Origin of the sequence: Burkholderia sp. RS01, from assembly GCF_039748055.1 — a bacterium.
Taxonomy (GTDB): Bacteria; Actinomycetota; Actinomycetes; order Actinomycetales; family Micrococcaceae; genus Arthrobacter.
In genome coordinates this window covers 50,811-71,101 of the sequence record NZ_JBDLAK010000003.1, presented here as the reverse complement: position 1 = coordinate 71,101, position 20,291 = coordinate 50,811, and the positions used below count along the sequence as shown (strand labels likewise).

Sequence of the window (20,291 nt, the reverse complement as noted above, 5' to 3'; positions counted from 1 at the left end):
CTACTCCCCGTCGCCAGGGCCCGCTGGCTGCAGCGAGGTGCTCCGCACGGTTATCCACATAGCCGGATCCAGGCGCGCCGTCCCGGCAGCGGCGGCGTTAGCGTGGGGCACAAGTTGGCCGAAGAACGGAGGACCACGCGGTGACCCTGCACTGCACCTTGGTCCGCGGCCCGGCGGCGGAGCGCTCCGACGCGGCCGTGGAACTGACCGTCCGCGTACGGCCCGGCTGCCCGGGCGCCGAACTTGACCGCGCTGTGGCGCACGCCTTCGGAACGCGGGATCTGACGGTGAATGGCCTGCCGCTCGGCACCATGACGGTCGGTGAGGTCCCCCTCGTCAACGGGGCGGTCCTCGTTGACGGCGGCCGGAGGCGGGCGAGGCCGAGGCCCTGGCCAGGGTCGGACGCTTCCCCTGCACTGTTGCTGGCCGTGCACAGCGGCCCGGCTGCAGGAATGATTCTGCCCTTGCGCCGCGGGAGCTACCAGATCGGACGCACCAACGCGGAGGTGACGATCCCGGATCCGGATCTGTCAAGGGAGCACGCCAGGATCGACGTTTCGGACACGGCCATGACCATCCTGGACCTTGACAGCGTCAACGGGACGGAGGTGGATGGCAAGCGCGTCAGGAACGCCGTCATTTCCACCGACTCGCTCATCCGGTGCGGAAACTCGACCCTGTCAGTCCTGGTTGCACGGCCGCCGGGTTCACCGGGCTCGCATCTGGGCTCCGCCGGACTGTCGGTGGCGGAACCCCTGAAGGTACCGCGCGCAACTGAGCAGGGCAGCCGGGCCGCACTCCTCCTCGCCGCCGGGTTGCCCGTCGCCCTCGGGCTGGGGCTGGCGCTGGCGACCGGGATGTGGATGTTCCTGGCGTTCACCGCCATATCGGCCGTGACGGTTATGGTCCCGGTCCTCGCGGGCAGGCGGCGGCGCCGCGAATTGCGGTCGGCAGTTTCGGCGGCAGCGGCAGAAGATACGGAACGACGACGGCGGTCCGCGCCGTCCGCCGCGGAGCTGGCCCTGTACTCGCCCGGTGCGGCGGAACCGGCAGGCGCCGAACGGGCAGCCTCCGGCGTCTGGCTCCGGCTGGGAACGGCAGACCAACCGGCGAACATCCGGTTTGAGCCAGAGGACCCGGACTTCCAGCTGCCGTGCCTCGGAGCCGTGCCGCTACTTCTGGATCCCGAGGTTCCACTGGTCACCGTTCGGGGACCGGAAGCTGAAGCGCAGGGGATGATGCGCTCCTTCCTCATGCAGCTCACCGGATATCCGCGGGCCAGCGGGACCCGGATTGTGGTTCACGGCCCGCCCGGCCTGGTGCCGCTGACGGCGCGGTACCTGCCCGCTGTCACCCTGCACGCGGCAGCAGGGATCACCGCGGCGGTCCTGGCGGTGGATTCCGCAGCGGCCGGCCCTCCGGGTGTATTCCTGATCGCCGGCAGCCGGACGACCAGCAGTGCAGATGCCGGACTCATCGAGAGCGCGCGCCGCCATGGCTGGCGGGTGGTTCACTTCGCCGACCGCCCTGTGCTGCCGGCGGACACCGATATTGAACTCGGCGAGCGCAGGGCCTTGTTCCGCTCCCCCGGATCAACGCGGCGGTTCGTTCCCGATCTTGTGCCGCTCAATGTCTTCGACCGCTACTGCCGGCAATCCGGCCATGCCCTGGGAGGTGCCCCGCGAAGCGGCGCGACCTTGCCGGCCGCCTGTCCGCTCACCGACATCCTCGACATGTCGGAGGCCGGAACGGCCCGGCGCTGGGCGAGCGGCAGGCTGATGCCCGGCCTGGCCGTCCCCATCGGTCGCAGCGCCGGCGGCGTCCGCATCCTGGATCTGGAGGCTGACGGTCCGCATGTGCTCATCGCGGGCACCACCGGATCCGGGAAGTCGGAGCTGCTCCGTACGCTCGCCGCCGCGTTGGCCCTGAGTTTCCCGCCGGAACGCGTGAACGTCCTATTCTTCGACTTCAAGGGCGGGTCCGGGCTGGGTCCGTTGACGGCCCTGCCACACTGTGTGGGCATGCTCACGGACCTCACCAGGAGCGAACTCGATCGCACATTGGTGTCGTTGCGTGCCGAGGTCCGCCGCCGGGAACAAGCGCTGGCCGCGGCCGCTGCCCCCGACCTGGCGGCCTATCGATTGTCCAAAGCGGCCGACGAGCACCCCCTCCCCCAGCTGATCCTCATCATCGACGAGTTCCGGATTCTCGTGGAGGATGCGCCGCTGTCCCTGAGCGAGTTGATGAGGATCGCCGCCATCGGCCGGTCACTGGGGATTCATCTGGTCATGGCTACCCAGCGGCCGCAGGGCGCGCTCACGGCTGACATCCGTGCCAACGTCACAACCAGCATCGCCCTCCGCGTACAGTCCGCCCATGAGTCTGCCGACGTCATAGGAACCAACGCCGCCGCCGGTATTGCTGTTGAAACGCCCGGCCGGGCCTTTCTTGCGCGCGCAACCGAAGCACCGGAGGAGTTTCAGTCGGCCAGTCTCTCAGCCGGGCTCCCCGATGGGAGTGATTGCGATGTCGCCGTGCTGCTGACCAGCGAGGCGCTGGAGATGCCCTCCTCCGCGGCTGCCGGCGACGGGAATGCGGCACCGCCGCAGGCACCGGCCGCTGCAGTGGCGCCGATAGCGGCGGTGACCCGTTCGCTGTGGGAAACGTTGGGCGGGGCAGCCGTGCGCAGCCCCGTGGCGATGCCGCTGCCTGACGTGCTGCCCTGTCCGCCACGGGCACCGGCCCGGACTCCGGGTGCGGGGCCCGGCGGTCATCGGCCGGATGCCCCGGACACTCGGGATGACCGCTGGTGCCTGGAGCTGGGCTGGCTGGACCTGCCTGAAGAACAGCGACTTGCCGGCCTCAACTGGCGTCCCCGCAGCGACGGACACCTGGCCCTGATCGGCGGCAGCTGCGCTGATCCCGGCGACGCACTGTCCCTCACATTGGATCAGCTCCTGACGCACCCAACGGAGTCGCACCTGTATGTCCTCGATGCCGACGGTTCTTTCGCCGCGCTGGCGTCCTCGTGCCGTGCCGGCGCGGTGGTCAACCTCCATGATTTGCGCCGTGGCGTGCGCGTTCTGGAACGGCTGAGCGACGAAGTGTCACGGCGGCTGAGCCGGTCGGCGGCCACACCGGCGGTTCCCTTGGTGCTGGCCATTTCGGGCTGGGGTTCGTGGGTTTCCGCCTTGCGGGCGGGCCCGCTGATCTGGGCTGAGGATCTGGTTCACGGCCTGGTCCGGGACGGGCAGGGCGCCGGCGTTGCCGTCATCGTTTCAGGGGACCGTGAGCTCGTGACCGCACGCTTCTTTTCCGCCGTCCGCAACCGGATCTACTTTCCGAGGGGCGCCAGCGAAGAGAGCAGGCTGGCGTGGCCGCGGATGCCTGACATTCCGGCGGTGCCCGGCCGTGCCGTCGCGGTCGGTGCGCTCGCGGGGAACCGGCAGGGCGTCTGCCAGCTCTACACCCGGGATGGCCCGCCCGGCCAAGAGGCCCCGCCGCAGGAGTCCCCCCGCACGAGGCCCTTCAGGGTGGAGCCCCTCCCCTTGCAAGTTTCGCTGGCCGGACTGCTCGCCCGGATGGGCGGGCCGGAGGGAATTTCCGCTCCGGACCGGCCTGACGCGGGAACATCGGGGCCGGCGCGAAACCTGAAACTGTGTGTCGGCGTGGGCGGGGACGAGCTGGCTCCCGTCTTCGTACGCGTTCCGTGCGGCGGCGTCCTTGCCGTCCTGGGTGCGGCCGGTTCGGGGAAGTCTTCATTCCTGCGTGCGGTCCAGGTCCTCAATCCGGGGACGGCGGGCTGGGTCCTCCCGGCCCCGGAGGTGGACCCGGCCGACTTCTGGGCGGAGACCCGCGCCGCGGCCGCCAAGGGTCTGCTCGCCCGGGATGCGGTACTGCTCGTGGACGACGCGGATCTGCTGCCCGCCGCCGCCCACCAGCTGCTGCTGGAGCTGAACGCTTTGGGCCGGACGGTCATCATGGCTGCCGGCTTCGGCCCGGCCCTTGTGCAGCGCGTCCCGCTAGCCTTGGCCGCCCGCAATTGCGGCAGCGGCATCCTGATTGGGCCGCGCAGTCCCATGGACGGCGACCTTTTCGGGCTGAGGTACGAGCGGGAACCGGACCCTCCGCCGGGCCGCGCCGTCCTCCTCGCGGACGGCAGGGCAATGGCGGTCCAGCTTGCCGCGAGCCGTCCCGAGGACGTGTCCGCCGGAGAGCCGTTGGCGGGCGGTTAAGGCAAAGCTGCATCAGCCGGGACTCATCGCCGGCGCCGTGCCGTACCGGCCCTTGTGCCTGCCCGGGCTCAAAGCGCGGGAGGCGCACCTGCGGGACGGGAGGCGAAGCGGACCACGCGCTTGTCGAAGAGGAGCACAATGGCGGCCGCCGCCGGGATGAGCATCGCGGCCCCTGCCACCGGGTAACCACCCGTCAGAGTGGGGAAGCCGACGGTCAGCACGAACAGTTGCGCCACCAGTGCACCAGCCCTGGGCCAGCGGAAGCCGCGGAACAGAAACACCGCAACGGCACACAGCCAGGAAGCGAATGCCAAAAGCAGGGCAAGCGTAAACACGGCTCCCCAGAAGGACAGGACCGGCGCTCCGGCCACGAGCTGAAAACCGTACCAGGCGGCGGCTACCAACAGCGCCGCGGCTTCGGCTGCGACAATCGCCGCAATTAGCGCGACTGCCCTCGGCCTTTCCCCGGCAGTCGCGGGCCGCTCCGGCCCGCTTTCGCGGTCGGAAAAGCCGCTGCCTTCGGGCTCGGGGGACGGTTCGGGGGGGCCTGCTGGGGGTCTTGACACACTGGCACCCTACCCGACATAGTCAACTGACGGTGGGGGCAGCCCTCCGGCGTATTGCAGGTGTGATGCATCGCTCACGCTTCCGGGGGATTTCGTGCACCAGTACCCCTTGTTTACACAGCGTTAACATGAAACGCTTGATCCAGATGACCAAGGGGGCCCTCAGGGCCCCTTTCCTATGTAGGCCCTAGTGAATATTTTCACAAGTGGCAAATGACTTCCCAGGAATGGAGTGACTGATCAGCATGGATTGGCGTAATCGCGCAGCCTGTCTCGACAAGGACCCGGAGCTTTTCTTTCCGGTCGGCAACACCGGGCCGGCGCTTCTCCAGATTGAGGAGGCCAAGAGCGTTTGCCGCAGGTGCCCCGTCGTGGACACTTGCTTGCAGTGGGCGTTGGAGTCGGGCCAGGATGCCGGTGTCTGGGGCGGCATGAGCGAGGACGAGCGCCGTGCGCTGAAGCGCCGCGCGGCCCGCGCCCGCCGCGCTTCCTAAGCGGCAGGTCAACACTACGGCGACGGCCGCAGACCAAAGGTCCGCGGCCGTCGCTTTTTTGTGCGCTTTACGCGCAGTGGGGCCCTCGCCTCAGCGGCTTGCGAGGCTGAGGATGATCTGGACCGCCGTCCCGCCTCCCTCACGGGCCTTCCACTGGATGGTGCCCCCCAGCTCACTGGTGACCAGAGTGCGGACAATCTGAAGCCCAAGGCCCTCGACGTGTGGCGTGTCCGGCAAACCAACGCCGTCGTCGGCCACGGTCACCGTGAGCAGTTCCTCGCCGTCTTCTCCAGCCGAGCGGTCGGCGAGGAGCCAGACCGTCCCGGTCCGGCCTTCCAGTCCGTGCTCGACGGCGTTCGTCACCAGCTCGTTGATCACGAGCGCCAGGGGCGTGGCAAAGTCACTGGGAAGCTCACCGAAAACCCCCGACCTTTGCGTCCTGACCTGCTGGGACGGCGACGCCACCTCGGCCGAAAGACGGAACTGCCGTCCGATCAACTCATCAAAGTCAACGCTCTGCGTCAGGCCCTGCGACAGCGTCTCGTGGACCAGCGCAATGGTCGCCACGCGCCGCATCGCCTGCTCGAGCCCCTGCTTCGCTTCGTCACTGACCATCCGGCGGGACTGCATCCGCAACAGAGCGGCCACGGTCTGCAGGTTGTTCTTCACGCGGTGGTGGATCTCACGGATGGTGGCATCCTTCGTGACCAGTTCCATCTCACGGCGCCTCAGCTCGGACACGTCGCGGCACAGGACCAGCGCCCCGAACCGCTGCTGCTCGTCGCGGAGCGGAATGGCGCGAAGCGACAGGCTGACGCCGCGGGATTCAATCTCGCTGCGCCACGGCATCCGGCCGGTGACGACGAGCGGCAGGGTCTCATCCACCAGGCGCCGGTCCCTGAGCAATCCTGCGGTGACTTCCGCCAGCGAACGGCCCTCCAGCGATTCGCCGTCGCCGAGGCGCCGGAACGCGGACACGCCATTCGGGCTCGCATACTGCACGATCCCCTCGGCGTCGAGGCGGATCAGGCCGTCGCCCACGCGTGGCGCCCCGCGGCGGGAACCCGTGGGTGAGGCAAAGTCGGGCCACAGGCCCAGGGTGCCCATCCGGAGCAGGTCGTAGGCGCACTGGCGGTACGTCAGCTCAAGGCGGGAGGGCATCCGCGAACTGGAGAGGTCCATGTGGGTGGTGACCACTGCCAGCGTGCGGCCATTTCTGACCATCGGCACGGCCTCGACCCGCAACGCCATATCGCTGCTCCAGTTGGTCTCGCTGGAACGCTCAATGGCGCGGCTGGCCCACGCTTTGTCGACCAGCGGCTGGAGATCGGACCGGATGCCCTCCCCGACGAAGTCGGCATGGAACACCGTATGCGTCGTGGAGGGCCGCACGTGGGCAAGCGCCACATAGCCGTGGTCCGGGTGCGGAAACCAGAGGGCGAGGTCGGCAAATGCGAGGTCGGCCACCATTTGCCAGTCGCCCACCAGGAGGTGCAGCCACTCGGCATCCCCCGGCCCGAAATCAGCATGTTCCCTGATGGGGTCCGTAAAGATTGCCACTGCACCTCCAGATTTCGACGCCGGGCCAATGCCTAGCGTCGGACGATTGACCTCAAGAGCCTCAATGCTACCGACAGCGACGCCATATCGTCGGCTTCGAGGGCATTGACCTCATCGAACATGCTCTTCGCCCGGCCCAGCTGTTCCGCGTTCAGTGCCTCCCACGCCTTGAGCCGCTCCTCGGCCGGCAGGCCTTCTGCAGTGGACTCAAGCACCGCCGTCGTCATGTCTGAAACGGTGGAGTACAGGTCGTCCCGCAGCGCGGCCCGGGCCAGCGCCTGCCAGCGGTCCTTCCGCGGCAGCGTGCTGATCCGTTCCAGCAGGGAATCCGCGTGGAAGCGGTTGAACACCGTGTAATACACGCGTGCGATCTCCTCCACCGGCTCCTTGCGGGAGTGGGTGATCTTCGCAATATCCAGGAGGACAAAGCTCTCAAACAGCTCGGCCCAGCGGTGGGCCAGGTCGTCCGGCAGGTCCCAGGACCGTGCCTTCTCAAGCCAGGCCGCCACCCGTGACCGGTCATCGCCGCGGAGGTAGTCGAGCAGCCGCGCCCGCATCGGATCCATGAGGGGCTTGAACTCGCTGACGACGTCGGCGATGGGCTGCGAGGCGCTCCCCTGGCCCAGGACCCAGCGCACCGCCCGGTCCAGCAGCCGCCGGATGTCGAGGTGAACCGTGCTCCAGTGTTCGGTGGGGAACGATGCCGGCAGGTCGTTGAGCTCGGACACCATGATGTCCAGTTCGTAGATCTCCCGCAGCGCAACAAACGCCTTGGCCACCGCGACTTCGCTGGCGGACGTTTCCTCCATGGTCCGGAACACAAACGTGATGCCGCCCATGTTGATCATGTCGTTGGCCACCACGGTGGCGATGATCTCCCGGCGCAGCGGATGGGAGTCCAGTTCGGCATCGAACCGTTCCCGGAGCTGCTTAGGGAAGTATTCCCGAAGCGTGCGCCGGAACCAGGGGTCGTCGGCGAGGTCGCTGTCGCGCAGCGCCGTCGCCAGCTCGATCTTGGCATAGGCGGCCAGCACCGACAGCTCAGGCGATGTCAGCCCCTGTCCCTGTTCGAGGCGTTCGCGGAGGGCTGCGGTCGAAGGCAGGGCTTCAAGGTCGCGGTTGAGGTCCGCCGTCTTTTCCAGCCAGTCCATCAGCCGCTCGTAGCTGGGGCTCCAGTCGGCCACCTTCTGGCGGTCGTTGAGCAGCAGGATGTTCTGGTCGATGTTGTCCTCGAGGACGAGACGGGCCACTTCGTCGGTCATCGACGCCAGGAACCCGGGACGTTCGCCGGCATCAAGCTTGCCTGCGGCGACCATCCGGTCCACGAAGATCTTGATGTTAACCTCGTGGTCCGAGCAGTCGACGCCGGCGGAGTTGTCAATCGCGTCCGTGTTCAGGATGACGCCCTGCAGTGCCGCCTCGATGCGCCCCCGCTGGGTCATGCCAAGGTTTCCTCCTTCGCCCACCACCTTGACGCGAAGGTCACGCCCGTCAACGCGGATGGCGTCGTTGGCCTTGTCTCCCACCATGGCGTTGGTCTCGGAGCTGGCCTTGACGTAGGTGCCGATGCCTCCGTTATAGAGCAGGTCGGCCGGTGCAAGGAGGATGGCCCGCAGGAGTTCAGGCGGGCTGAGCTGGGTGGTGTCCTCCGGCAGGCCGAGGGCCGCGCGGACCTGCGGGGAGACCGGAATGGACTTGGCCTGGCGCCGGTACACACCGCCGCCTTCGCTGATCAGCCCCTTGTCGTAGTCATCCCACGACGATCGCGGCAGCTCGAACAGCCGTTGCCGTTCGGAGAAGGAACTGGCCTCGTCGGGGTTGGGATCCAGGAAAACGTGCCGGTGGTCGAACGCGGCCAGCAGCCGGATGTGCTTGGAGAGCAGCATCCCGTTCCCAAAAACGTCACCGGACATGTCGCCCACCCCGACTACCGTGAACGGCTCGGACTGCGTATCCAGGTCCAGCTCGCTGAAGTGACGCTTCACGGATTCCCAGGCGCCCCGGGCGGTGATGCCCATCGCCTTGTGGTCATACCCCACGGATCCGCCGGAGGCGAAGGCATCGCCCAGCCAGAAGCCGTATTCCGCGGCGAGCCCGTTCGCGATGTCGGAGAAGGTGGCCGTTCCCTTGTCCGCCGCGACGACCAGGTAGGAGTCGTCGTCGTCATGCCGCACGACGTCCGCAGGCGGCACCAGCCGTTCACCGTCGGCGGTGGTGACCAGGTTGTCGGTGAGGTCCAGCAGTCCGCGGATGAAGGTCTTGTAGCTTTCGATGCCCTCGGCCATCCACGCGGCCCTGTCCGCGGCGGGGTCGGGCAGCCGCTTGGCGAAGAAGCCTCCCTTGGCGCCGGTCGGAACGATGACGGCGTTCTTGACAGTCTGGGCCTTGACCAGTCCCAGGATTTCCGTCCGGAAGTCCTCGCGCCGGTCGGACCAGCGGAGACCGCCACGCGCCACCTTGCCGAAGCGCAGGTGCACACCTTCGACCCGCGTCGAGTAGACCCAGATTTCGAACTTGGGCCGGGGGAAGGGCAGGCCCTCAATGCCGGCAGGATCCAGTTTGAAGCTCACATACGGCTTGTCCTGGTAGAAATTCGTGCGGAGCGTTGATTCGATCAGGTTGGTAAACGTCCGGAGGACACGGTCCGCATCCAGCGTCGCCACCGCTTCGATCGACGACGACAGCTCAGCGCGGACTTTTTCCTGCCGTTCGGCCCGCTCCAGCTCAGTCAACGCCGGATCGAATCGTGCCGCAAAGAGGGCACTGAGCCCCCGAGTGACGTCCGGGTTGCTCAAAAGCGTGTCTGCCATGAACTCGAAGGAGTTGGTGTTACCCATCTGCCTCATGTATTTGGCGTAGGCCCGGAGGACGATGATCTGCCGCCACGCCATGCCTTCGCGCAGCACGAGCCGGTCGAAGCTGTCGGATTCAACGGCTCCCGAAACGGCTGCCCCGAACGAATCCGCCAGCAGCTGCCCGGTAGACACCGGGTCCACGCCGGCCGGGTATTTCAAGCCGAGGTCATAGAGGAAGAAGTCCCGGCGGTCGGCGGTCTCGATCTCGAAGGGACGCTCATCCAGCACTTCGAGGCCCAGGTTGTGAAAGTAGGGAAGGATCTGGCTCAGGCTCTTGGGCTCCAGCATGTAGAGCTTGACCCGGGCGTCCTCTTCGAGCGTCGCGCCAGCGCCCTCGGGCAGGTAGACGTGGACGCCGGGGCGTTCCTGTGTCGCCCCGGTCATCCGCTCGGCTGCGGCCCCGTACTTTTCAAACCGGGCGATGTCTTCGAGCGCGTCCTCAACCTCGTAGTCCACCCTGTAGCTGGCAGGGAAGGCCTCCGCCCAGATGGCAGCCAGCTCTTTATTCCCGTCGTCAGCGCGCCGGTCACGCAGGACCTCGCTGATTCCTTCGCTCCAGGAGCGGGCAGCCCGGACAAGCCGCTTCTCGAGGGCATCGGCGTTGACATGGCTGACGTCGGCACCCTTGGGCAGCCTGATCCGGAAGAAAAGACGGGCCAGCGCCGATTCCGTCATCCGCGCCTCATAGTCAATGGACTCGGCATGGAAGGTCTCGCGAAGCTCCTGCTCAATCCGGAGCCGGACATTCGTGGTGTACCGGTCACGCGGCAGGTACACGACGGCGGACATGAACCGTCCGTAAATGTCCGGGCGCAGGAAGAGCCGGGTGCGCCGGCGTTCCTGCAGTCTTTGGATTCCGGTCGCCGTTGCGGCGAGGTCGGGAATCTCGATCTGGAAAAGTTCGTCGCGCGGGTAGGTCTCGAGGATTCCCAGCAGGTCCTTTCCGGAGTGCGAATCGGGCGGAAACCCGGCGCTGCGGAGAACGGCGTCGACTTTTTCGCGGACGATAGGGATGTTCTTTACCGAATCCGTGTAGGCGCTCGTGGCGAAGAGCCCGATGAAGCGCTGTTCGCCGTTCACGTTCCCGGCGGCGTCAAAACTCTTCACACCCACGTAGTCGAGGTAGGCGGGCCGGTGCACGGTGGAACGGGAGTTGGCCTTCGTGATGACGAGAGCGCGCTTCTCCCGTGCCTTCCGCCGGCCTGCATCGGTGAGGTGCTGGACCTGACGGGTGTCGTCGTGCGCGCGCAGGAGCCCGAGTCCGCTGTTCTCACGGAGTTCCAGCACGTCCTCGCCGGCATCGTTTACGAGGTCGTACTCCCGGTACCCCAGGAATGTGAAATTTCCTTCGTCAAGCCACCGCAGCAGGTCCTGGGCCTGCCGGATCTCTGCGATTTGCGACGCATGGGCCACTTTGTCCAGGCCCTGTGCAATCTGCAATGCCTTATTGCGCATCTTCGGCCAGTCTTCCACCGCCGCGCGGACGTCGCCCAGGACGCGCTCCAGTCCTTCCTTCAGCTGGACCTTTGCTTCATCGCTCGCCCGGCCGATCTCGACGGCAATCCAGGACTCCATGTGGGAGGCGTTGTCACCCTGTGCAATCAGGTGCGACAGGCTGGGCAGCGCCGCCGTATCGCCGCTGGAGATCCCGATGTTCGACGGCACCCGGTCCACCTTAACCAGCTCATTGCTTTGGCGGTTGCGCGTGACCACAAACATCGGGTGGAGGACGAGGTGAATGGCCGAATTCTGCCGGACCAGCTCGGCGTTGACGGAGTCCACGAGGAACGGCATATCGTCGGTGACGATGTACACCACGCTTCGATCGGTTTCGTCGGAGATCGAGATGTTTGCCCGCCCGGGCTGGCGTATGGCCCCAACCTGCCGGTGCATGTCTGCCCGGGCAGTCAGAAGCTCACGGGGGTACGCTCGGGCGTCCTCCTCCGCGAGGTGCTCATAGTAGTCCGCAAAAAAGCCCTCTTCGGCTCCTATGGAACGGGACTGATCCTCCACACTGGACCCAGACGACATCGACAAACGCCTCCATCACAAGTTCACGGCCGCACCGTTGCAGCCCTCACCGTGAGCCTAACCCCTTAGCTTTGCCTTTGCTGTGGAAGAGAACACAGAGGATCTGCGCTTTTGCTGGACAGGTGCACAAACCAATCTGGCGATGGCGGTGCGCAGGCGCGAATCCGGCGCCACCTCCAGCAGCAGCGACCCGGAAAGGAGCGCCGCATCGCTGGCCCCAGGATCCGACGGGAGGAAGGCCTTGATACCGGTTCCGGGCCCGTATCGGTCCCAAGCCTCACGGAGTTGCCGTTCCGGCGAGCGGCCGACCGCGGCAGCACGCACCTTGTTCATCACGACCTCCGGAGCAACGCCCGGAACTGCTGTTTCGAGCTCCGCCAGTCCCCTGACAAGCCGGGGGACGCCGACAGGATCGGCAGCTCCGACGGCGAACACGGTATCGGCCATTTCCAGGCTCCGGAGGGTGGCGGCATTCCGCCGCGGCGCCATGGTGTCGAAACTCAGTTCCTCGTCGGCTTCGAGGCAGAAGCCGGTGTCCACGACAACGACGTCGGCCACTTCCCTGGCCCGCTCCAAGACCAGCGCCAACGCGGCAGAGCGGAGCTCGGTCCAGCGGTCTGCCCGGGTAATGCCGGTCAAGACGCGGAAACTTCCCGCTGTGGCAGCAACGGGGACGGCGACGCGGAGCAGCGTCTCGCGGTCAAGGAGGCCCTGGTCCGCCAGCCGGCAGGCCTGGGCCAGGCCAGCCGCCTCGTCGAGCAGCCCCAGAACCGCAGCCACGCTGGCCCCGTAGCTGTCCGCGTCGACGAGGAGGACGGATTGTCCTGCTGCGGCAAGCTCGCCGGCGATATTCACCGCCACGAGGGTCCGTCCCGGCGAGCCGGCGGGTCCCCACACGGCCACGATCTTGCCGGTTCCGGCCGCCGACGGAACCGGCACGGCCTCGTCAGCCTCCGGGCGCAGGGCCGCACCGGTCTCTGCAAATCCGTGCTCCCGCTGCTTTCCCCCGGTGAGCCCGCTGGCCGTGAGCCCGTTACTCGCGGGCCGGCGGCCAGTGAGCCCGCTGCCCGTGAGCTGGGCAACCGCGTCGGAGATCCGTTCGGCCAACGCCGCTGAGTCGACCGTGGTAAGCGCCGATGTTACGCCGATGCCGTGCAGCCGGGCGGCTTCCTCCGGGCTGTCAGTCAAGGCGATAATGGCGACGCCCACGGCGCCGAGCCTGTCCACGAGGGAAGCCGTCAGGTCCTCGCTCCCCTCGGCCACGACGGCTGCCCGGGCCAGTCCGCTCTGGCAGGCAGCGAGCAGCTCCGCCAACTCCGTGCACCGCCGGACCACGGTGACGGGCCCGTGGAGTCTCTCCAATCCGCCGACCACGTCCTCTTGGGCCTGGCCGACAGTCACAACCGGGATACTCACTTGGTACCGCCCCCGGGATTCCACACGACAGAAATCTTGGCTTCGTTGGCCTGCGCGCCGAGGATCGCCGGCATTTGTCCGTCGCCCACCAGGACCATGAGGACCGTGGATTTCGAGGACCCCAGTGCAGTGGAACCTGACGTGACCTGGGCGATTTCAGCACCCGGCAGGAGAAGCCGCGGCTCGGCGAATCCGTTCCTTGCATCAGGCAACGAGACCCAGACGTCGACGCGCGTGCCGGCCACCGCCTGCTCAGGCAAGGTCTCCTGAACAGTGATGGCCACCGGCTTCCGGTCCAGGGCGTCCACGCTGCCCAGGCTTTCCCGGGGCAGTAGCTGGTCCTTACCGATCCGCTGCACGGCGACCATGCCTTCAGGCATCCCTGACTCGGCCGTAAAGTAGTGCTGTTCCACGTCCCCCAGCCGGACTTTGACCCGGCTGACGTTTTCGGGGGTGAGCTTCTGACCCACGGCAATCGCCTCCCGGGCGGCCAATACTTCGGTGGTCTGATCCGCGCTGCCGACGAGCGAGATGACACCGACAACCGAGGCAAGGACCAGCAGCACGCCCACCAGGAGCCGCGGGTCCTTCCAAGAGGGCTTCTTGAGACGGGCTCCCATGGCCGTGGCGCTGACACTCATGCGTACCGTTCCCCCTGACGCGCCGGGCGCCCAGTTCGCGCCGGTCATGATCATTGTTACGGCATCCTTGGCCAAACCGAAAGTCACGGGGGCAAACATCATCAAACTGTGGATAACGGCATCATCAAGTGCCTCCGGTGGCAGAATGGGATCATGCCCCGTTTCCTCACCCTTGCAGATGTAGCCGAACAACTCCAGATCAATGCGCCCGCGGCCTACGCACTGGTCCGCAGCGGCGAACTGAAGGCTATCCAGGTCGGCGGCCGCGGTCAGTGGCGCGTAGAAGAGAAAATGCTCGAACAGTACATTGAAGAGCGCTATGCCGAGGCCAGCCGCATGATCCAAGAGGCCAAGTCCAAGTCAGTCTGAATCTCCGGCGGCAGGCTAGAGATCCCCGCCCCGCATCGAGCGCAGTGCGCCCAGCGCCCGGAACGGCACCGTAGCGACGTCCGTGACACCCGACGCCCGGCGCGCCTCCCCCTCATGGGTCATGGCGAGGTCAAAGAAGTCCCGCCCGACCCTGTCAATGACGCCGGTGATGCGCACGTCCCCCGCCGCCATCACGACGGTCAGTCCCGCCCTGTCGCGCGCCAGGATTCTCAGCGCACTGGCCAGGCCCAGCTTCCGGCGCACCACTGAAGACTCCCCGACGGCGAACCTGCCAATGCCCACGTAATGACCCACGGCCGCGTACGGAATCAGCACCTGGTGCGCGGGTTCGTCAATGACCAGACTTTCTGCGCCCGCGTGACTCAACGTGCCGGCAAAGACGGTGCCTGAGGCGAGGTGGACACCGATGCGCCGCCCCAGCGACCCGCGGAGCCGCTCGGCAAGTTCGACGGAAGCCAACTCAGCACGTGAACGGTCAGCCACTTCGGATTCCCGGGTCAGGACCTCGGCCTCGGCAATCTGGGCCTCAAGGTCCTCAAAAAGAGCATTCCATCGCATGGCGCCAGCGTAGGCGGGCCTTCAGGGAGGGTCAATCCGACAACGCAGCTCCGCGTCCCTAGACAACAAACACAAACGTGATGCACACTGTGCTTATTGAGATCAAACATAGTCAAACTACATCAAAATGTATTAAACGAGGGGGACGACATGACCGGCGAGCCACAGTCAGCCAGACCGATCAGGTCCGACGCCGCCCTGGCGCTGGTCATCCTGGGCCTCGGGCTGTTCCTGGCGTTTGCGGGCAGCAGGCTGCTGGAGCAATGGCAGCGTTCCGCCTCCTACAGGCGGTCCCTCGGATTCGAGGATCTCCTCGGCCTGTTGGCCAGCGCTGCCGGCCTGGCGGTGGTGTCGTGGTGGGTGCTGTCCCTGGCTGCGGCCATTGCAGCTGCTTTGCTGGAGCGCGCGGGTCGGAAGCGTGCGGCCGCCGTCACCGGAGGGTTCAGCCCCGTCTTCATGCACAGGCTGGCCCTCGCTGCCCTGGGCCTGCAACTGATGGGGGCGCCCCTGGCCCACGCGGACGCAGCGCCCGCTGCGCCGGTGTCATCAAACAGCCGGGCCGCCGTGTCGGCCGCCTGGACGCCCACAGCCGGACCCTCCACGGCCGGCCGGAACCGGCCGGCCGAAGAACCCGATGTTTCCGGCCGCCCGCTACCCGGGGCACCGGATCTCCAGCCCCAGTGGAAGCCGCGCGCGCCGGTCACGGAGCCGCGGCTGGTGGCCGCCGTCCCGGTCAGGTCAGCCCGCCAGCTCCCGAACACCGCAGGCACGGAAGTGGCCGTGCGGGCCGGTGATTCCCTGTGGGCCATCGCTGCCCGGGCGTTGGGCCCCGCGGCGAGCGACGTCGAAATCGCCGCGCAATGGCCCCGCTGGTATGAAGCCAACCGCAACGTCATCGGCGCGGACCCGAACGTCCTGCTCCCGGGGCAGGTCCTCACGCCACCTGTCCCGTGACCCGCGGGTGGGTGATCCGTCCGTGCAACTGCCGTCCCGCCATGCCACTGCAACCAAAGGACCGAATCATGACTGCTTTAACTCCCGTCCGGAGCGCGGGCACCGCAAGGCCCCAGTTTGCCCCTTCCATCCGGGCCGCGGGGACGGAGGAAATGCGCGAAATCCACGCCATTACGAGAGCCACGGTCCAGGCCGCCATTGAGGTCCTTGCCGGCACGCGGCCGATCCATCAGCTGGCGCGCCGGCTGGACCAGCGCTGCCTGACGGCCCTGCAGCACCGTGCCTCCCTGATCCGCCACGAGGCAGCCAGGTCACCGCGCAGGCTGGGCGGCCTGCACCGGAACCCCACGGTCAGGTCGGTTCGGGCCTGTGAGGTGACACCGGACATCTACGAAGCCAGCGCGGTGGTGATCGACGAACTTCGGACACGGGCTGTCGCCGTCCGGTTGGAACGAAGCAAGCAGGTCTGGCGCGTGACCGCCCTTGAAATCGGATGAGCCGGCCCGGAAGCAGCGAGGGACCGGAGCAACTGCTCCGGTCCCTCACTTTGTTCTTACAGACGCCCTAAGTCCTAACGCTTCTTCTTCTTGGCATCACGGCGGTCCTGCGATCCGGCCTTGGCCGGGTTTCCCGAGCGCCCGGTGGACCTGCCCTCAATGCGCGTCTGGGCCCCGCCGTCTTCACCCGGCGCCGTGTACTGCAGCTGGGCCGGCTTCTCGGGAGCTTCCAGCCCGGCGGCGTGGATCTGCGGCTCGTGGTGTTCGGTGTGGCCGCCCGCGGCATCGGCAATGACCACGTCCTCGGCAGGGGTGACTTCAACCTCAAGGTTGAACAGGAACCCGACGCTCTCCTCGCGGATGGCTTCCATCATGGCCTGGAACATCGTGAAGCCCTCGCGCTGGTACTCGACCAGCGGATCGCGCTGGGCCATGGCGCGCAGGCCGATGCCCTCCTTCAGGTAGTCCATCTCATACAGGTGTTCCTGCCATTTGCGGCCGATGACGGAAAGGACAACGCGCCGCTCAAGCTCGCGCATGCTTTCGGAACCGATGGTTTCCTCGCGGGCCTGGTACATGAGCCGCGCGTCGGACAGGATCTCTTCCTTCAGGAATTCAACCGTGATCCGGGACTTTCCGCCGGCCTCATCGATGACGTCGTGCGCCGTGACGCTGACGGGATAGAGCGTCTTGAGGTTCGTCCAGAGCTGGTCGAAGTCCCAGTCGTCGCCGTTGCCCTCGGCGGTGGCGGCGTCGATCAGGGCGTTGATGGTGTCTTCGATGAAGTACTGGACCTTCTCGTGGAGGTCGTCGCCCTCAAGGATCCGACGGCGGTCGCCGTAGATTGCCTCGCGCTGGCGGTTGAGGACGTCGTCGTACTTCAGGACGTTCTTGCGCTGCTCGGCATTCCTGCCCTCGACCTGGCCCTGGGCCGACGCGATGGCACGGGAGACGAGTTTGGATTCAAGCGCCACATCGTCAGGCACGGAGCTGTTCATCAGGCGCTCCGCTGCGCCTGAGTTGAACAGCCGCATGAGGTCGTCGGTGAGTGAGAGGTAGAAGCGGGACTCGCCCGGGTCTCCCTGGCGTCCGGAGCGGCCGCGCAGCTGGTTGTCGATCCGGCGTGATTCGTGGCGCTCGGTGCCCAGGACATAGAGGCCGCCGAGATCCAGCACCTCTTCGTGCTCGTCCTTGACGGCCTGCTTGGCAGCCGCGAGGGCGGCAGGCCATGCGGCCTCGTACTCTTCGGAGTTCTCCTCCGGGTCAAGGCCGCGCTGGGCAAGCTCGGCGATGGCCGTGAACTCGGCGTTGCCGCCGAGCATGATGTCAGTACCGCGGCCGGCCATGTTGGTGGCGACGGTCACGGCTCCCTTGCGGCCAGCCTGAGCCACGATGGCGGCCTCACGGGCGTGGTTCTTGGCGTTGAGGACCTCGTGGCGGATGCCTTCCTTGGCGAGCAGCCGTGAGAGGTATTCGCTCTTCTCGACGCTCGTGGTGCCCACCAGGACGGGCTGGCCCTTTTCGTGGCGCTCAGCGATGTCCCGGACGACGGCGTCGAACTTGACGGCTTCGTTCTTGTAGACGAGGTCAGACTGGTCGATCCGCTGCATGTCCCGGTTGGTCGGGATGGCGACGACGCCCAGCTTGTAGGTGCTCATGAATTCCGCGGCTTCTGTTTCCGCGGTGCCGGTCATACCGGAGAGTTTGCCGTACATGCGGAAGTAGTTCTGCAGCGTCACCGTGGCGAGGGTCTGGTTCTCGGCCTTGATTTCGACGCCTTCTTTGGCTTCGATCGCCTGGTGCATGCCCTCGTTGTAGCGGCGGCCGGCGAGAATACGGCCGGTGTGCTCGTCGACGATGAGCACTTCGCCGTCCAGGATGACGTAGTCCTTGTCCCGCTTGAACAGTTCCTTGGCCTTAATGGCGTTGTTGAGGAAACCGATCAGCGGCGTGTTGGCGGATTCGTAGAGATTCTGGATGCCCAGGTAGTCCTCGACCTTTTCGATCCCGCTTTCGAGGACGCCGACTGTGCGCTTCTTTTCGTCGACTTCGTAGTCGTGGTCCGGCTGCAGGCGGAGCACGACCTTCGCGAACTCGCTGTACCAGCGGTTGGTGTCACCCTGGGCGGGGCCGGAGATGATCAGCGGGGTCCGGGCCTCGTCGATCAGGATGGAGTCGACTTCATCCACGATCGCAAAGTGGTGTCCGCGCTGGACGAGCTCGGACTGGTCCCAGGCCATGTTGTCGCGCAGGTAGTCGAAGCCGAATTCGTTGTTGGTGCCGTACGTGATGTCGGCGGCGTACTGCTCCCGGCGGACCGACGGGTCCTGGTTGGAAAGGATGCAGCCGCTGCTGAGGCCGAGGAACCGGTAGACGCGGCCCATCAGTTCCGACTGGTATTCGGCCAGGTAGTCATTCACGGTGACAACGTGAACGCCGTTGCCGGCCAGGGCGTTGAGATAGGCCGGAGCGGTGGCCACAAGCGTCTTGCCTTCACCGGTTTTCATCTCCGCGATGTTGCCGAGGTGAAGCGCCGCACCGCCCATGAGCTGTACGTCAAAGTGGCGCATGCCCAAGGTGCGGGAGGACGCTTCCCGGACAGCGGCAAAGGCCTCGGGAAGGAGATCGTCGAGCGTTTCACCGTCCTGGTGGCGGGCCCGGAGCCGGTCCGTTTCTTCACGCAGCTCAGCATCGGTGAAAGTTTTGAATGAGTCTTCAAGGGCGTTAATGGAATCGGCATAGTTCCGCAGTTGCCTCAGGGTTTTCTTGTCACCCGTGCGGAGAAGTTTTTCGATTAGTGATGCCACGTGAAGTTGCTCCCAGTCTCATGCTGCCGAATTCTGGCGTGTTCAGTCTACGGGAGAGACGCACAGCACGTTGCGCCTGTTCCCTCAGAGCGGATACGGCGGCGCCGGCGCATTGACGGCGGCCGCGACACTGGCGGAAAGGTCCCCTACCGGGGACACAACCACCTCGGCGAGCCCGAGCCAGTCGGCCATCAGCCGCAGTTCCGCGGCCAGTTCGACGGCGGTGTCCGCCGGCGCGTCCGGCTCGGCAAAGCACGCCTTGGCCAAGAGCCGGCTGCCGGCCCGGTCAGCCTTGAGGTCCACCCTCGCCACGAGGCGGTCCCGGAGCAGGAAGGGTAGGACGTAGTAGCCGAAGCGGCGCTTGGGCTCCGGAGTGTAGATCTCGATCCGATAGTGGAAGCCAAAGAGCTCTTCAAGCCTGCGCCGCTCGAAGACCAGGGAGTCAAAGGGGCTGAGCAGTGCCCTGCCTGTGGCCGTGCGCGGCAGCCGCGCATCTGTATGGCGGTACAGCTTCCTGTCCCAGCCGTCCACTGTGACAGGAACCAGCCGTCCGCTGTCCACGAGGTGCTCCACCGAGAGCGCTGCGGCCTTGAGCGGCGTCCGGAAATAGTCTGCGAAACACCGCACCGTACCGATCCCGTGTGCCTGTGCCGCGGCCTCGATAAGCCTGTCCATCGATTCCCCTGGCTCCGGCGCCGTGTCCAGCGCGTGCCCGGGCAGGACGCTGCGCGTCAGTGCATACTTGCGTTCGAACTGCTCCGTCCGCGACGCGGCAGACACCACGCCTTCTTCAAAGAGGTGTTCCAGAACCCGCTTGACCGCATTCCAGTTCCAGCCCCAGTTGACGTGCTTGCGGTCCTCCACATGCCCGATCCTCGCCGTGAGCTCAGCCGCCGTCATGGGCTTGCCGCCGGCCAAGGCCTCAAGGATGCGGCCGGTCACGCCGGAACGCAGACCCGGATCCATGGCTGAGGCCCCTACCCAAGTGCGGTTCTGCCAGGCCACGAGATCCAGGAAGTGCTCTGGCCGGATGAAACTGGCTTCATGCGCCCAGTACTCCATCATGCGCCGGGGATGTTTTCCGGACATCTGCTGGAGGATGGCCCGGTCATAGTTGCCGAGCCGGGAAAAGAACGGCAGGAAATGGCTCCGTGCCAGGACATTGACAGAGTCGATCTGGACCAGCTGGATCCGGGCAAAGGTCCGGCCCACCGTCCGTGAAGTCACGGGGCCGGCGGGCCGTCCTTTGTCCAATCCCTGTGCTGCCAGGGCGATCCGCCGGGCCTG

Annotated in this window: 13 protein-coding genes; 5 read left to right on the top strand and 8 right to left on the bottom strand. The window is 66.5% G+C overall.

Annotated elements, in window-relative coordinates; translation table 11 throughout:
• Positions 1–140: 140 nt before the first annotated feature.
• On the top strand, positions 141–4,235 hold the full coding sequence (locus ABFP37_RS04125) for an FtsK/SpoIIIE domain-containing protein (protein WP_347032813.1): 4,095 nt from the start codon (positions 141–143) through the stop codon (positions 4,233–4,235).
• 68 nt (positions 4,236–4,303) lie between these two features.
• Here the strand turns inward: ABFP37_RS04125 and ABFP37_RS04120 are convergent, their stop codons facing one another.
• Positions 4,304–4,801, bottom strand: a complete 498-nt coding sequence (locus ABFP37_RS04120) for a hypothetical protein (protein ID WP_347032812.1) — start codon at positions 4,799–4,801, stop codon at positions 4,304–4,306.
• A 245-nt stretch (positions 4,802–5,046) separates the two neighbouring features.
• Between ABFP37_RS04120 and ABFP37_RS04115 the strand changes: the two genes are divergently transcribed.
• Positions 5,047–5,295 carry a WhiB family transcriptional regulator gene (locus tag ABFP37_RS04115; protein ID WP_003804966.1) on the top strand — a complete coding sequence of 83 codons (249 nt, stop codon included), beginning with the start codon at positions 5,047–5,049 and terminating at the stop codon, positions 5,293–5,295.
• 90 nt (positions 5,296–5,385) lie between these two features.
• Here ABFP37_RS04115 and ABFP37_RS04110 read toward each other — a convergent pair whose 3' ends face one another.
• From ABFP37_RS04110 to ABFP37_RS04095, 4 genes are read right to left on the bottom strand one after another with little or no spacing between them, the layout of a single operon-like run.
• Positions 5,386–6,855, bottom strand: coding sequence for a PAS domain-containing sensor histidine kinase (locus tag ABFP37_RS04110; protein ID WP_078028014.1), 1,470 nt, complete (start codon positions 6,853–6,855; stop codon positions 5,386–5,388).
• A gap of 32 nt (positions 6,856–6,887) precedes the next feature.
• Complete coding sequence (locus tag ABFP37_RS04105; protein ID WP_347032811.1) at positions 6,888–11,741, bottom strand: NAD-glutamate dehydrogenase; 4,854 nt, start codon at positions 11,739–11,741, stop codon at positions 6,888–6,890.
• A 57-nt stretch (positions 11,742–11,798) separates the two neighbouring features.
• Positions 11,799–13,142: a hypothetical protein gene (locus ABFP37_RS04100; RefSeq protein WP_347032810.1), complete on the bottom strand. Its 1,344-nt coding sequence runs from the start codon at positions 13,140–13,142 to the stop codon at positions 11,799–11,801.
• Positions 13,143–13,153: 11 nt separating this feature from the next.
• Positions 13,154–13,852, bottom strand: coding sequence for an SAF domain-containing protein (locus ABFP37_RS04095; RefSeq protein ID WP_347032809.1), 699 nt, complete (start codon positions 13,850–13,852; stop codon positions 13,154–13,156).
• Between the two features lie 99 nt (positions 13,853–13,951).
• Between ABFP37_RS04095 and ABFP37_RS04090 the strand changes: the two genes are divergently transcribed.
• Positions 13,952–14,167, top strand: coding sequence for a helix-turn-helix domain-containing protein (locus tag ABFP37_RS04090; RefSeq protein ID WP_043419585.1), 216 nt, complete (start codon positions 13,952–13,954; stop codon positions 14,165–14,167).
• 15 nt (positions 14,168–14,182) lie between these two features.
• Here ABFP37_RS04090 and ABFP37_RS04085 read toward each other — a convergent pair whose 3' ends face one another.
• Entirely contained in the window at positions 14,183–14,746 is a 564-nt protein-coding gene (locus tag ABFP37_RS04085) for a hypothetical protein (protein WP_078028018.1), read from the bottom strand.
• Positions 14,747–14,896: 150 nt separating this feature from the next.
• Here ABFP37_RS04085 and ABFP37_RS04080 point away from each other — a divergent pair, with 150 nt between their 5' ends.
• Both ABFP37_RS04080 and ABFP37_RS04075 read left to right on the top strand, forming a co-directional pair.
• Positions 14,897–15,700, top strand: coding sequence for a hypothetical protein (locus ABFP37_RS04080; protein ID WP_347032808.1), 804 nt, complete (start codon positions 14,897–14,899; stop codon positions 15,698–15,700).
• A 68-nt stretch (positions 15,701–15,768) separates the two neighbouring features.
• Positions 15,769–16,197 carry an Rv3235 family protein gene (locus ABFP37_RS04075; protein WP_347032807.1) on the top strand — a complete coding sequence of 143 codons (429 nt, stop codon included), beginning with the start codon at positions 15,769–15,771 and terminating at the stop codon, positions 16,195–16,197.
• A 74-nt stretch (positions 16,198–16,271) separates the two neighbouring features.
• Here ABFP37_RS04075 and secA read toward each other — a convergent pair whose 3' ends face one another.
• Positions 16,272–19,004, bottom strand: coding sequence for a preprotein translocase subunit SecA (secA, locus tag ABFP37_RS04070; protein WP_078028020.1), 2,733 nt, complete (start codon positions 19,002–19,004; stop codon positions 16,272–16,274).
• A gap of 84 nt (positions 19,005–19,088) precedes the next feature.
• Complete coding sequence (locus tag ABFP37_RS04065; protein WP_347032806.1) at positions 19,089–20,231, bottom strand: crosslink repair DNA glycosylase YcaQ family protein; 1,143 nt, start codon at positions 20,229–20,231, stop codon at positions 19,089–19,091.
• Positions 20,232–20,291: the final 60 nt, after the last annotated feature.